The sequence below is a fragment of the Martinezella lusitana genome, from assembly GCF_010668395.1.
Classification (GTDB): Bacteria; Pseudomonadota; Alphaproteobacteria; order Rhizobiales; family Rhizobiaceae; genus Rhizobium; species Rhizobium lusitanum_A.
In genome coordinates this window covers 559,226-573,178 of sequence record NZ_WUEY01000004.1, presented here as the reverse complement: position 1 = coordinate 573,178, position 13,953 = coordinate 559,226, and the positions used below count along the sequence as shown (strand labels likewise).

Below are 13,953 nucleotides of genomic sequence, written 5' to 3'. Positions count from 1 at the left end.
GCCTCGCATAAATCTTCTCTGATCGAATAACGGCTCGGCCGTGTTACAATAGGCCGCTCAAAGCGGCCTTTGTCGCTTCCGAAAGCAAGCAGTTCTTCCCTTGTCCACCTGAAATAACAGGCCAAGGAAAAACGCGATAAGCCGCAACGCGGCTTACGCTGAGACGATAAACCCTTCGGGTTTACGTTGGTAGTGCGAGACAAACCCTTCGGGGTTGCTCGGGCGCGATAAGCCGCAACGCGGCTTACGCTGGTAACGCGACAAATCGCATGGCGATTTGCGCTGAGACGATAAACCCTTCGGGTTTACGTTGGTAACGCGGGGTGGAGCAGCCCGGTAGCTCGTCAGGCTCATAACCTGAAGGCCGCAGGTTCAAATCCTGCCCCCGCAACCAAATACTTCCAAAATCCACCAATACAATAGCACTCGCGCCAAAGCCTCGCTCGCGATCCCAGCCTGTCGCCTAAAGCTCAGCCTGCCGGCAAGACCTCAGCCTGGCGTAGCAATGATCTGTACTGGAAAAGCCGCCATCTGAGGCGGCTTTTATGTTTCCAGGCGTATGCCTTCAAGCCATGGTTGATGAAGAGCCACGATGGAGGCGGGGTGTCCGCAATCCTTTGGAACTGGACGATGTCGCTCGCAGACCGGGCATAAGCACCAAGCGAAGCTGCCCGCTGGCATGCCAGCGGGCAGGGGATGTCGTTGGTCGTTTACAAGCGCTTAAATCAGCTTCTCGGCTTCAGATTCTCCGCATCGTACAACGGCTTGTAGCCAACGCCCGCCACTTCCACAGGGTAGGTCTCGCCGAAATATTCGACCTTCAGCTTGCGACCCTCCTGGGCATAGGACCAGGGGAGGTACGCCAGCGCGATGTTCTTGCCGATGGTCGGGCCGTAGGCGATCGAGGTGGTGAAAGAGCGGCGGCCGTGGTCATCGACGAGGGTTTCGCCGGTTTCCGGGTCCATGACCGGCAGGATGCCGACGGGGTAGCGGGCGACGCCGTTGGAGTCGGTATTATCGGTGACGACGAGCGTGCAAAGCATGGCGGGCTGGTGCTCGCGGGCGCGATACTCGAGGTGCTTGGCCTTGCCACGGAAATCCGCCTCCTTGACCTTCGGGCGGGCGAGATCGGCTTCGAGAAGATTATATTCCGTCAGCAGGTCGGCATTCTGCAGGCGCAGGCTCTTTTCCATGCGGCGGCTGTTGGCATAGGTCTCGACGCCAACGGCAATGGCGCCCGTCGAGCGCAGCGCGTCCCAGACGGCCAAGGCGTCGCCATAGGCCATGTGCAGTTCCCAGCCCTGTTCGCCGACATAGGAGATGCGGAATGCCGTGACGTTCTTGCCGGCAATGCGGATCTGCTTGATCGCGGCGAAAGGGAAATTCTCGTGTGAGAGAATTTCAGGATTCTCGACCACCTTCTGCAGGTTGGTGCGGGCATTCGGTCCCCAGATGCCGATGGTGACATAGCGCTCGGTGACATCGGTGATGGTGACGTCGAAACCCTTGTCCTCGGCGACGCGGCGCATGTAGTGGAAGTCGCGTGGGCCGGCGTCGGCACCGTCGATCAGGCGGCAGCGGTCAGCCATGCGGATCACGGTGAAATCGGCGCGCACCATGCCCTCGTCATCGAGGAAGTGGGTGTAGATGCCCTTGCCGATATTGGCGTCGCCGCCGATTTTTGCCGCGCAGAGCCATTCCAGCAGCTCGACATGGTCGGGGCCTTCGATGTCATACATGGCGAAATGCGAGAGATTGATGATGCCGCAATCCTCGCTCAGTGCCAGGTGCTCGGCATTGGAAACGCGCCAGAAATGGCGGTTGTCCCATTCGTTTGCGCGCACGGGGATACGGTCGCCGTATTTTTCCAGCAGATGCTCGTTTGCGGCATAGCCATGGGCGCGCTCCCAGCCGCCGAGCTCCATGAAGTAGCCGCCGAGCTCCTTTTCACGCTCATAGAAGGGCGAGCGGCGGACATTGCGGCCGGTCGCATAGGGTTCGCGCGGATGGACGGCGGGATTGTAGATCTTCTGGGCAGCCTCGGTGCAGCGGCCTTCGATGAATTTCTCTTCCAGCATATGCGGGTAGAAGCGGGAATAATCGATCCTGTTATGGTCGATCGGCGTGCGGCCGTCGGTCATCCAGTCGGCGACGAGCTTGCCAAAGCCGGGGCCGTCCTTCACCCAAATGGCGACGCAGTACCAAAGACCGCGAACCTTCTGGCTTTCGCCGACGGAAGGGCCGCCATCGGTCGTGACCTGCAGCAGGCCGTTGAAGGAATGGCCTTCATTGTAGCCGAGTTCGCCAAGGATTGGCGTCAGCTCCATGGCGCGTTCCAGCGGCTCGAGGATCTGTTCCATGTCGAGATCGCGCTGCGAGGGCGAGAGGCGTGCCTCGTGCTTTTCGAGGAGATCGCGCGGATGGCAGAGGCGCGGGTTCTTCTCTTCGTAGTAACCCCATTCGATCTGACCGCCTTCGGCGGTCTTGGGGTCGCCGGTGTCGCGCATATAGGCGGAGTTGCCCTGGTCGCGCATCAGCGGGAAGCCGATTTCCTTGCCGGTTCCGGCAAACTCATTGTAGGGGCCGAAGAAGGTCAGCGGGTGGTCGACAGGCATGACCGACAGGTCTTCTCCGACCATTTCGGCGATCAGGCGGCCCCAGAGGCCGGCGCAGACGATGACATATTCGGCTTCGATCGTGCCGCGATGGGTGACAACGCCGGAGATGCGGCCATCCTTGACGATGAGGGACTGGGCCGGCGTATTGGCGAAGGATTGCAGCTTGCCGCTCTTTTCGCCCTGGTCGATCAGCTTGCCGGCAACGGTCTGCGAGCGCGGAATGACGAGGCCGGCATCCGGGTCCCACATGCCGCCCTGCACCATGCTTTCCTCGATCAGCGGGAATTTCTCCTTGATCTCGGCTGGCTCGACCAGGCGGACGTTCGTGCCGAAGGCCTTGCCCGAGGTGACCTTGCGCTTGATTTCGGCCATGCGGTCGTCATCGCCGACGCGGGCGACTTCGAGGCCGCCGACGCGGGCGTAGTGACCGAGCTTATCGTAGAAATCGATAGAGTAGAGCGTCGTCCAGCAGGACAGGAAGTCGTGGCTTGTGGTGTAGCAGAAGTCGGAGGCGTGCGCCGTCGAGCCGATATCCGTGGGGATGCCGGACTTGTCGATGCCGACAATATCATCCCAGCCGCGCTCGATCAGATGATGAGCGATCGATGCGCCGACGATACCGCCGAGCCCGATGATGACGACCTTCGCCTTTTGAGGAAATACTGCCATTGCGTGCGACCCTGATTGATACTGAAAACGGATTTTATGATGTGCGCGGCGGCGACCAGAGCCTGTCTACGACATATTCAAGATGCTTGCACGACGGTCACCAGGCGCTTTGGCGTCCGGACGCGCAGGATTTCGCTGTCATGAGCGTGGCCGAGAATGTCGCAAAGGCGACGGCGTGCTTTCAGGCCCGTCTCCGCCAGATTATTGTGGGATGGACTGCATCATGATCTCGCGACGCAAGATCGGGCCTTCTTCACCAAAATAGGTCGAGAGCAGTTTGGTGAAATCATCCGATTGGAAAGTCTCGGTCAGCGTCTGGTCGACGAGCAGTCGAAAAGCCGAATCGTCCTTCCGGAGCGCGATGCCATAGGGCTCGTGGGTGAAGAGGCGGTTGCCGATGACGAGCGCAGACGGCTTGTGCGCATGTGAGGCCAGATCGAAAAGCAGCGCGCGGTCGGCGAAATAGGCGTCGATCTTATGGTTTTCGAGCGCGCTCAGCCCGTCCTGATGCGTGGCGAAATCGGCGATCCGTGTTCTCGGTATATCCGGGCCCAGAGCGTCCCGCAGCGTCGCGCCCGTCGTCGTATCGGCGCGAACGCCGATCGTGCTCGTCGCCGGCGCTTGCCTGGCGGAGACCTGCGTCGGCATCTTGTCAAGGAAGAGCACCATCAGATAATCCGGCGAATCCTTGCGCAGCAGGGCACTCGCACCGGTCAGGAAGATCGGCTGCGAGAAATCGACATTCTGACGCCGGCCGAGATTGATGGTGAGCGCACCGCAAAGAAGGTCGATCTGACCGCTCTTTACCGCATCGAAACCGTCGGCGAGCGTGGTTTCGACGTAATCGCGCTTCAGATTGGCGACCTTGCTTGCCACGGCATCGGCAATCCTGCCGCAAAGGTCGATGGCATAGCCCGTCGGGTTGCCATCCTTTTTCTTGAAGGAGAAAGGCGCTTCGTCGCTGACATAGCCGATACGGATCGCGCCTCTTTGCGCGATGAGATCGAGCGTCTGCGCGGCAGACGCCGCACAGGCGGATATGCCGAGAACAATGCCCGCCAGAACCAGTCGTCTCATGCAACTCGCCAGCATATCCTGATCTCCGAAAGAAAAATGGGCGATCGCAAAGGCTTAGGCGCAGATTATGATCTGTCGGGGTTTTGTCAACGGCGGATTGTCCTCGATGGTTGGCAATCGAGCAGGAGTGGCGCAAACATCCTGCCCGAAAGCGGGCAGCTAGCTGGACAAGGCGTGGCGATCCGCCCAGTCGGAAATCGCCGCGGCGATGGCCTCTGGCTGATCTTCCGGCGCGTTGTGTCTGGCCGGCCCGCAATTCCTGATTTCGAGACTGGCCATGTTGTCCCGGCACCAGGCTGTCATCGCCTCGCCGATCAGCAGCGTATCCGCCGGGCCTTCGAAGGTCAGCAGCAGTTTGGGGACGCCAGCGCTTTCGGCAAGCCAGGTGTCGTAGGCGTCAATCCGCCTGATCACCTCGGCCGGCTCGCCCTCGATCGGCATGGAGCGCGGCCAGGCGAGCAGCGGCCTGCGGCTCTCGCGTGTTGGATAGGGTGCGGCGTAAACGGCGTGATCGTCTTCGCCAAGTCGCTTGAGAATAGTGGCCCTCAGGGCCTGTTCGATGAAGAAATTCTCGTCCAGCACCTTCGTTTCGCCGATCCCCGGCGAGCGCAATGCTTCATAACGAGGACGCGCGTTCGGGAGGTCGGTCCAGCTCATCGGTCTTACGATGGTTTCCATGAAGGCGATGCCGCGCACGCGCTCGGGATGGCGGGCGGCCCAGTCTAAGCCGAGTGCTCCGCCCCAGTCGTGACCGACCAAGATAACGCCGTCGAGCGCCAGTGCGTCGAACCAGGCGTCGAGATAGCGCGCATGATCGTCAAATGTGTAGGCGATATCGGGTTTGCCGGAGCGGCCCATGCCGATGAGATCGGGAGCAAGGCGGCGGCCCGGCGTGGTCACGGCCGGCGACACATGCCGCCAGAGATGGGACGAGGTGGGATTGCCGTGCAGGAAGACGAAGGGCGTTCCCGCTCCGGCATCCTCGTAGAAGAGTGTCGAGTCCAGCACCTTGAGCGAAGGCATGCGGGTATCCTTTCCTGAGGAGAGATGGTAAGGTACCTGTCTATCTATCATAATAGTCAGGCACCTGTCTACATTCATGGAAAAGCCTCTTCCCACGCATTTGTCACTGGGCCTGCTGCTGCGGCTCGTTCACCAGCATTGGACGCAGGATGTCGATGCCGCGCTGGAGACGGCGGGCTTCGGCGATATCCGCCCGCCGCATGCCAACGTCTTCACTTTCGTACGTCCCGAGGGAATCCAGGTGAGCGAGCTCACCCGGCTCGCGCATGTCCGCAAGCAGACGATGACACAGGCGGTGGAAGAGCTGGAGCGTCTTGGTTACGTCGAACGCCGGCCGGACCCGAACGACCGGCGCGCGCGGCTGGTGTTCTTGACCGAGCGCGGCAAGGGGGTGCGTCCGGTCGCCATGGCTGCCGGGCGGCTGGTCGACCAGCGCTGGTCCGACATGGCCGGTCCGGAAGAGATCGAGGCTCTCAAACAGGCCCTGCAGACCTTGCTCGGGAAGCTGCGCGGCGGCGACCACGGCGGCGAGGCGCCATCGGATGAGGCCGGCGCTTAGCGGCGCTATGCCGCTCGCAATCGCGCGGGCAATGGGTGCATCACGAAGAGTTTCGGTGCCTCGTCGCGATTTGTGACCTATCTCTTTTGCACCACCGTCAATCCAAGGGGACGTCGATGCAGGAGAGGAACTCGATCAGAAAGACAAATGGCAGGGTGCGGCGTGCGGGCCTTGCGGCCGGCGCGGCTCTGGCCGTCCTTTGTGCCACCTTCAGCGTTGCCTGGACCTCGCCGGCGGCGGCGCAAACGATCATCGACGAGTGGCATAAGGTGAAGCCGCCGGCTCCGCCCGAGCTGAAATCCGTTACGATCGATCCGAAAACGACGGCTTTGCTGATCCTCGATTTCAACGGCGCGCAGGATCCGTCCAAGGGGCCTTGCAACAAGAACACTAAGCCGCGCTGCCTTGTCTCCGTGCCCAAGGTCAAAACCCTGCTGGATCAGGCGCGCGCCAAGGAGATGCTTGTGGTCTTTAGCCTGGCCGGCGTTGGCGAACCGCAGGATATCGCAACGGCGCTGGCGCCCTTGGCAAGCGAGCCGATCGTCAAATCCGGCCCCGACAAGTTCATCGGCACCAATCTGCGCAGCATTCTCTCCGACAAGGGCATCAAGACCGTCATCGTCACAGGCACGGCCTCGGAAGGCGCGGTCCTCGACACCGCGACCGACGCGGCCCTCAACGGCATGAACATCGTGCTGCCGGTCGACGGCATGTCCTCCACCGAGCCCTATGGCGAGCAATATGTGGCCTGGCATATGGTCAACGCGCCGGGAGTGTCGCAGAAGACGACGCTCACCAGCATCGACAGGATCAAGTTCTGATCGGCCGAGGATCGCTCTACCGCCGATAAAGGGGAGGCACCCCGCCGAAGCTGCGCGTCAACGGGATGCCCCCATAAATTGTTTAGGCGAAGGCTTCGTCGAACAGGTTCAGCAGCCGCTTCCAATGTCTTTCCGCGCCGGTTGCGTCATAGACGCCATGATCGGGCACCGTCCATCCATGCGCCATGCCGACATAGTTTTCGACGATGTGATCGACGCCGCCGGTGCGGAGTGCTTCGGCCAGGCGAGCCGATTGCTCGGGCGGGAAGCTGTTGTCGACGCCGGCGACACCGACATAGACGCGCGCCTTGATATCGGCGGCGAGCCGATGCGGGCTGTCTTCCGCGTCGCTGGCAAGATTGCCGCCGTGAAAGCTCGCCGCAGCGGCGATGCGATCCGGATAGGCGGCGGCTGCGGTCAATGCGCGGGCCCCGCCCATGCAATATCCGACCACGCCCACCGCACCCTTGGCGCCGGCCGCCACCAGCGTATCGAGGAAGGCGGCACTGTCGGCCCTGGTCATGCCCTGTGTCGTGCCGCGCAGCATCGTCATGATCGCTTCACGGGATGCCGGATTGCCGAAGGAATTGCCGTCGAAGGGGCCATAGGCGCCGAAACGATAGAAGAGATCGGGCAGCAGCACGATATAGCCTGCGCCCGCCAGCCGTTGCGCCATGCCGTCAAGCGATGCGCGCGGCCCCATGGCATCCATGTAGAGGATTACGCCCTGCTCGGCGGAAGCGCCGTTGTCCGGGCGGAAAATGGCGGCTTTCGCTGTGCCGTCCGCCGTCTTGATTTTGATATCCTGTTTCATCGTCGTATCCCTTGCGATCTTTTTCTCGTTTCGTGGCCAAGTGTTGCGAGATACTTTGGCAAACGGCCCATAGGCCCTCAAGAGCGCCTTCCTCCAAAGTGCCGAGAATCGATGATCCGGCGATCAACATCTCTTGAGTTTCGGTGAGCATCCTTCGTGACATAGTATCGCCGGCAACATCGTCTACGTGATGAACCTTTGGAGGATACGATTTCATGTCTTTTCGCCAGACGGTTCCCGGCCTTGTGCTGGCTTTTTCCCTGATGTCCGGATCCGCATTTGCCGCTCCCCCCGAGCAGGCTCGCAGCGCACCCGCCGGTGGCGGAGGCGGCGTGCTCTCGCTCCTGCCGCCCGATGCGGTGAGCGACCATGTGCTGAACGCGGACGGCAAGGCCATGCCCTATACGGCGACGGCCGGAACGCTCGATCTTTTCGGTCAGGACGGCCAGCGTAGCGGCGCGATCTTCTATACCGCCTATGTCGCGAAGAACCGGGATGCGAACCGGCCAGTGACCTTTGTGTTCAATGGTGGCCCAGGCGCCGCCTCGGCCTTCCTCAACCTCGGGCTCGTCGGGCCGCGTATTGTCGATTTCGGCCCCGATGGCCGCGATGGCGCCAATGCCAAGCTGGTCGACAATCCGCAAAGCTGGCTCGAATTTACCGATCTCGTATTGATCGATCCGATCGGCACCGGCTGGAGCCGCACCGTCAAGCCGGACGACCAGAATGATTTCTACAGCGTGAGCGGCGATGCCGAAAGCCTGGCCAAGGCGATCGCTCTTTACGTTTCTCATAACAGCCGGGCCGCGTCGCCGAAATATATTCTCGGGGAAAGCTATGGCGGCTTCCGCTCCGTGAAGGTTGCCGACAGCCTGCGCGAGGATCAGGGTATTCTGATTTCGGGCATCGTCATGCTCTCGCCCCTGCTGGAGGGCCGGCTGGTTTTCGGCGGCAGCGGAGATGCGCTAGGCGCCGCTCTGGAACTGCCCTCCCTGGCTGCTGCCGAACTGGAACGGAAGAATGCCTTTGACGAGAGGGCCGTTCAGGACGCCGAGGCTTTCGCCTTGAACGAATATCTGCCCGTTCTCGCCGGGCCGCCGCCTTCGGGCGATGCCGCCAACGCCTTCTATGGTCGCGTGGCGAAGCTGACCGGCATTCCCGAGGCGGTGGTCGCCAGAAACCAGGGCTTTCTTGGCAACGTCTATCAGAAGCATGTCGATGGCGGAGGCAACGATGTAGCCAGCGCCTACGATGCGGCCTTTCTTGCTCCCGACCCTTACCCGCAATCCGAGGCCGAGCATGGCGGCGACCCGGTTCTCGATGGGTTCGTCCGTGCCTATGGCGGCGCCTTTTCGGGCTATGTCCGTGACGAGCTGGGTTTTCGCACCGACATGACCTACACGCTGCTGTCGACTTCCGTGAACAGGGAGTGGAAATGGGGCGGGCGCAATGGCGGCTCGCGTCTGAGCGCCGGTGTCGGCGATGATCTCAAGGAGCTGCTGTCGCTGTCGCCATCCTTCCGGCTGATGGTGGGGCAGGGCTATAGCGATCTCGTCATTCCCTTCGGCGTCAACAAGTATGTGCTCGATCATATGCCGTCGGCCTTCGCCGATCGCGTGGCGCTGAAGCTCTATCGCGGCGGCCACATGTTCTACACGCGGCCGGCCTCGCGCGAGCAGTTTACGGCGGATGCCAGGGTATTCTACGGCGGGCAGGTTCAGATCCCGCCGGCGACAAAATCGAACTGATTGCCTCGCTACAGCTGGAACAGGTGCTTGATGCGCGAACTCAGCGTCGAGACGGGTGCGCCGTTGACCAGCATATCGGCGCTGGCAAACAGATGCCGCTCCGCCTCGATGCGTTTCGCCATGATCGCACCCAGCTCTTCGGCAAGAGCTGGCCTGTCATGCAACAGCGGTGACAGGCAATCCTCGCCGATTTCATAGGTGACGACGAAGGTGAGGGCGCGGACGGTTCCCACTTCGCCATTGCCCATCAGCAGGCCGTTTTCGCCGAAGTAATCGCCGGGGGCCAGTCGCGTCAGTTCGATCTGGCGATGGCCCTCGCGGCGGGTGACGCTGACGACCCCTGACCGCATGATCGTGAGTGAGCGCAGCCGCGCGTCCTGCTCGGCGATGACGGCATCCTTGTGATAGGTGCGCCGCTGCATATGCGTTGCAAGATGCTCTTTTTCGTCTTCGGTGAGCGACGAGAAGAGGGGGATGTTGTTGAGCAATCGCCATGGCGTGCCGGGGTTTTGCTGCCGGCCCGTAGCGTCGCTCTTGTAGTCCGTCGGAAACGTGATTGCCCCGGGAGCCCCGGCGAATTTCAGGCCGGCTGCTTTGACGTGGCGGTAGAGAAGATCGTAGATCTCGTTCTTGGCGGCCGTCGTCTGGGACATATCGCGCACGCGGAAAGAAAGCTGCAGCTCGATCGCCTGTTCATCGATGGAGTCGATCGCGACCGTGGGCTCGGGCGTCTTCTGGATGAAATTGCAGCTGATCAGTACGTTCTGCATGACATCGGCGACGATGCTTGGCTGCGTTGTCGGCTGAATTCTCACTGTGACGGTGACGCCATGGCTCTCGTCGGGCGACGAGTAGTTGGTGAGCCGCGTCTTGGCGAGAACGCTGTTTGGAATGACCACCAGGTCATTGGTGCCGCTCAGCAATTGCGTCGCGCGCCAGTTGGTTTCGACGACACGGCCCTGGATATCGTTTTCGAGCACGATCCAGTCGCCGACGGAATAGGGGCGGCCGAGATTGAGCGCGATGCCGGAGAAGACGTCGCTCAGGGTGCTTTGCAAGGCGAGACCGAGAATGATGGCGAAGACGCCCGATGTGGCGATCAACGTGCCGATCGGGACGCTGAAAACGTCACCGACGATGGAGAGAATGGCGCCGAGATAGATGATGCCGACAACCAGATCCTGTATGAGCCGGCCTTCGCGCGGCTTGCGTTCGAAGATCAGGAAGAGACGCACGAAGGCGATCAGCACCCAGGCGCCGTTGACCCACCAGATGATCTTGGCAACACCGGTGAAGGTGCGCAGCGCGACCGAGTTCTCAGGCGGACTCGGCTCGTAAGGGACGATGCCGTGATAGAGCAACAGGACCGTCAGAGAGACGAAGAATATGATCTGGCTGATCAGGCGACCGGCGCGCTGACGGCGCAGCATGATGCGGCTGACGAATGTGCCGACGACAACCAGGATACAGAACTGGACGATCGGATCACCAAGAAGTGCAATGGACATAGGGGTTTGGCCGCACTCGGTCTTTCGGATGGACGCTAAATTGGCACGAAAGACGCCGGGACGCCATATGGGGACGAAACAAGGTGAAACGCAGCCGGAACCGCTACCCCTCCGGCGCGCCTTGATAATTAGATGACGATTATCATCTTACATCTGTCATCCCATCCTGTTATCTGCTTTCGAGGCGTGGAGCTTCGCGCTCCGACATCATCAAGGAATACCCATGACACAGTCTTTTGTGATTAACGGCGATTTGCTGATCGGCACGGATTCGACCGGCGACAACAGAACCGCGCGTGCCATCAATCCGGCAACCGGCGCACATCTGGAACCGGCCTTTGCGATTGCCGGCGAGGCCGATGTGGCAAGGGCCTGCGAACTGGCGGCGCAGGCTTTCGATGCCTATCGTGCGACCAGCCCGGAGCAGCGTGCGGCGTTCATCGAAAAGATTGCCGACAACATCATGGAGATCGGCGACGCGCTGATCGAGCGGGCGACGGAAGAGACCGGCCTGCCGGTGGCGCGCCTGCAGGGCGAGCGCGCCCGCACGGTCGGCCAGCTGCGGCTGTTCGCGCAGGTGGTCCGTTCCGGCGAGTGGCTGGACCTGCGGGTCGATCCGGCCTTGCCGGAGCGCAAGCCGCTGCCACGCCCGGACCTGCGCCTGCGCCAGATCCCGCTTGGCCCGGTCGCCGTCTTCGGCGCCAGCAACTTCCCGCTTGCCTTCTCGGTTGCCGGTGGTGACACGGCGTCGGCGCTTGCCGCCGGCTGCCCGGTCGTCGTCAAGGGTCACCTTGCCCATCCGGGCACGGGCGAGCTTGTCGGCCGCGCCATCCGCGCCGCCGTTGCCGCTTGCGATCTTCCGGAGGGAACGTTCTCGCTGCTGACCGGCGCCAACGAAACCGGTGCGGCGCTGGTGCGCGATCCCCGCATCAAGGCGGTCGGCTTCACCGGTTCGCGTGGCGGCGGCCTGGCGCTTGGCGCCATTGCGGCAGCCCGGCCGGAGCCGATCCCGGTCTATGCCGAGATGAGCAGCGTCAACCCCGTTTTCCTCTTCCCGGCAGCGCTTGCCGCGCGCGCCGAGGCGATCGGCACGGGCTTCATCGACTCGCTGACGCTTGGCGCAGGGCAATTCTGCACCAATCCGGGCCTGCTCTTCGCCATCGAGAGCCCTGATCTCGACCGTTTCGTCCAGGCTGCCGGCGATGCCCTGACCGGCCGCGCTCCGGCTCCGATGCTGACGCCGGGCATTCACGCCGCATTCGACAAGGGCGTTGCGGCGCTGGCCGAACATGAGGCCGTCAAGACCGTCGCCCATGGCGCGCCGGCCGAAGGCGTCAATCGCAGTCCCGGCATCTTTTTCGAGACGGATGTGGAGCAGTTCCTCGCCGACGAGCGCCTGGGGCATGAGGTTTTCGGCGCCGCGAGCCTTCTGGTGCGCTGCAAGGACATCGACCAGATGATCGCGGTTGCGGAGAAGCTCGAGGGCCAGTTGACGGCAACCCTGCAGATCGAGGCGGGTGACCATGCCACGGCCGCCAAGCTGGTGCCGGTGCTGGAGCGCAAGGCCGGGCGCATTCTCGCCAACGGCTGGCCGACCGGCGTCGAAGTCTCCCACGCCATGGTGCATGGCGGGCCTTTCCCGGCAACGTCGGACAGCCGCACGACGTCGGTCGGCACGCTTGCCATCCGCCGCTTTCTGCGGCCGGTTTCCTATCAGGATCTCCCGGAAGGGCTGCTGCCGACCGAGCTTCGCGACGACGGCGTCAGCGCGCTGCCACATCTCCTCGATGGCGTGCGCAAGGGTCATTAGGCCGAGCGGATATTCCCACGGAACAGAGGGATATGCGTTTTTGGAAGCGGGCCGTGTTCGCCCGCTTCCTGTCTGGTTTTAAATCTAAGCCGCCCCCCCGTGCCCGCGGGCTTCGAGGTGGGCCTTGTAGTGCTGGAGCGAGAGTTCCGCTCCAAGGTGGGATAGCTCGGTGGCGACCGCCTCGGCGGCATGTTCCGCCGGTTCCACGACGCGTTCGAACATCTCGGCTTCATAGGTCTTGACGGCGTGCCTCCAGTCGTCGTTTTCGAGGAGCTGACGGGCGAGTTCGGCTGCGTCCAGCATTGCCGCGTTCACGCCTTCGCCGCCGAAGGGCGACATGACATGCGCGGCATCGCCGAGCAGCGTTATGCCGATGCGGTTCCGCCAGTGATGTCCGACCGGCAGCGCATGGATCGGTCGCGAAACGATATGGTCGCTGCCAGCTTCGATGAGAGCGACGATAGTCGGCGCCCAGCCCTCGAATTCGGCCGCCAGCCGGGCGCGGGCCTTCGCCGGGACCGTGAAGTCGAAGGTCTTGTCCGCCCAGTCGGCGGGAACGCGAAAGATGGCGTAGCCGCGCAGATGGGCGTTGCCGTTGCGCTGGACGATCAGGCCTCTTGCCTCCGCCTCGACGCCGATCTTGCCACGGCCGACGAGCGCTGCGAGAGCGGGATGGCTGGTATCGACGTCGTCGATGCCGAATTCGATGAAGGTGATGCCGGTGTATTGCGGGCGGTAGGACGATACGAGGGGTCTCACCTTGGACCAGCTGCCATCGGCGCCGACGACGAGATCGAAAGGACCGACCGTTCCGCTGTCGAAAACCAGATCATAGGTGCCGTCGTCGCGCGGACGCACCTCGCGCAGGCCGTGGTTCCAGCGGATGATTTCTTCCGGCACGGAGGCCAGCAGGATATTCCGCAGTGCGGTGCGGTCCACTTCCGGCCTTTCGGATTCATCGGCATCGTCGTCGGCAAAGAGCAGTGTGCCGTCCTTGTCGTAAAGCCGGCTTCCCTGGTCCTCGTAGCGGGCGATCGTCCGGAATTCTTCGTAGAGACCGGCACGGCGCAGCGCGAGCTGGCCAGAGTCCAGGTGCAGGTCGAGCGTGCCACCCTGCGGCCGGGAAAGCGCGTGTTCTTCACGTTCGAAGACTGTGGTCGGCATGCCCGCCTGATGAAGGATGCGGGCCAGCGTCAGGCCGCCGGGGCCGGCGCCGATGATGGCGATGCGGGGATAGGATTTCATGGACAGGGTTCTCGCAATTTCGTACATAGGTACCTATATAAATCAACATAGGTACCTATGC

The 13,953-nt window shown here is 62.3% G+C and carries 10 protein-coding genes and 1 tRNA gene; 5 read left to right on the top strand and 6 right to left on the bottom strand.

Features of this window, described 5'->3' with window-relative positions; genetic code table 11:
- Positions 1 to 317: 317 nt before the first annotated feature.
- Positions 318 to 394 (top strand) — tRNA-Met (locus tag GR212_RS12790).
- A 331-nt stretch (positions 395 to 725) separates the two neighbouring features.
- Here GR212_RS12790 and GR212_RS12785 read toward each other — a convergent pair.
- From GR212_RS12785 to GR212_RS12775, 3 genes are all read right to left on the bottom strand, one after another.
- Positions 726 to 3,287, bottom strand: coding sequence for a GcvT family protein (locus GR212_RS12785; protein ID WP_163986927.1), 2,562 nt, complete (start codon positions 3,285 to 3,287; stop codon positions 726 to 728).
- A gap of 201 nt (positions 3,288 to 3,488) precedes the next feature.
- The gene (locus GR212_RS12780; protein WP_163986926.1) at positions 3,489 to 4,379 is read right to left on the bottom strand and encodes an amino acid ABC transporter substrate-binding protein; all 891 of its coding nucleotides are present in this window, start codon (positions 4,377 to 4,379) and stop codon (positions 3,489 to 3,491) included.
- A gap of 144 nt (positions 4,380 to 4,523) precedes the next feature.
- The gene (locus tag GR212_RS12775; RefSeq protein WP_281411023.1) at positions 4,524 to 5,438 is read right to left on the bottom strand and encodes a haloalkane dehalogenase; all 915 of its coding nucleotides are present in this window, start codon (positions 5,436 to 5,438) and stop codon (positions 4,524 to 4,526) included.
- A gap of 25 nt (positions 5,439 to 5,463) precedes the next feature.
- Between GR212_RS12775 and GR212_RS12770 the strand changes: the two genes are divergently transcribed.
- Positions 5,464 to 5,946, top strand: a complete 483-nt coding sequence (locus tag GR212_RS12770) for a MarR family winged helix-turn-helix transcriptional regulator (protein ID WP_163986924.1) — start codon at positions 5,464 to 5,466, stop codon at positions 5,944 to 5,946.
- 116 nt (positions 5,947 to 6,062) lie between these two features.
- The gene (locus tag GR212_RS12765; RefSeq protein ID WP_163986923.1) at positions 6,063 to 6,767 is read left to right on the top strand and encodes a cysteine hydrolase family protein; all 705 of its coding nucleotides are present in this window, start codon (positions 6,063 to 6,065) and stop codon (positions 6,765 to 6,767) included.
- 82 nt (positions 6,768 to 6,849) lie between these two features.
- On the opposite strand, the gene GR212_RS12760 is transcribed toward GR212_RS12765, so the two are convergent.
- A complete protein-coding gene (locus GR212_RS12760) occupies positions 6,850 to 7,581 on the bottom strand; it encodes a dienelactone hydrolase family protein (protein ID WP_163986922.1) in 732 nt (243 codons plus the stop codon).
- A gap of 215 nt (positions 7,582 to 7,796) precedes the next feature.
- Between GR212_RS12760 and GR212_RS12755 the strand changes: the two genes are divergently transcribed.
- On the top strand, positions 7,797 to 9,329 hold the full coding sequence (locus GR212_RS12755; RefSeq protein ID WP_163986921.1) for a S10 family peptidase: 1,533 nt from the start codon (positions 7,797 to 7,799) through the stop codon (positions 9,327 to 9,329).
- Positions 9,330 to 9,337: 8 nt separating this feature from the next.
- Here the strand turns inward: GR212_RS12755 and GR212_RS12750 are convergent, their stop codons facing one another.
- Positions 9,338 to 10,837 carry a mechanosensitive ion channel family protein gene (locus GR212_RS12750; RefSeq protein WP_163986920.1) on the bottom strand — a complete coding sequence of 500 codons (1,500 nt, stop codon included), beginning with the start codon at positions 10,835 to 10,837 and terminating at the stop codon, positions 9,338 to 9,340.
- 223 nt (positions 10,838 to 11,060) lie between these two features.
- On the opposite strand from GR212_RS12750, the gene GR212_RS12745 reads away from it, so the two are divergent.
- Positions 11,061 to 12,647: an aldehyde dehydrogenase (NADP(+)) gene (locus tag GR212_RS12745; RefSeq protein ID WP_163986919.1), complete on the top strand. Its 1,587-nt coding sequence runs from the start codon at positions 11,061 to 11,063 to the stop codon at positions 12,645 to 12,647.
- A gap of 84 nt (positions 12,648 to 12,731) precedes the next feature.
- Here the strand turns inward: GR212_RS12745 and GR212_RS12740 are convergent, their stop codons facing one another.
- The gene (locus GR212_RS12740; RefSeq protein WP_163986918.1) at positions 12,732 to 13,892 is read right to left on the bottom strand and encodes an FAD-dependent oxidoreductase; all 1,161 of its coding nucleotides are present in this window, start codon (positions 13,890 to 13,892) and stop codon (positions 12,732 to 12,734) included.
- Positions 13,893 to 13,953: the final 61 nt, after the last annotated feature.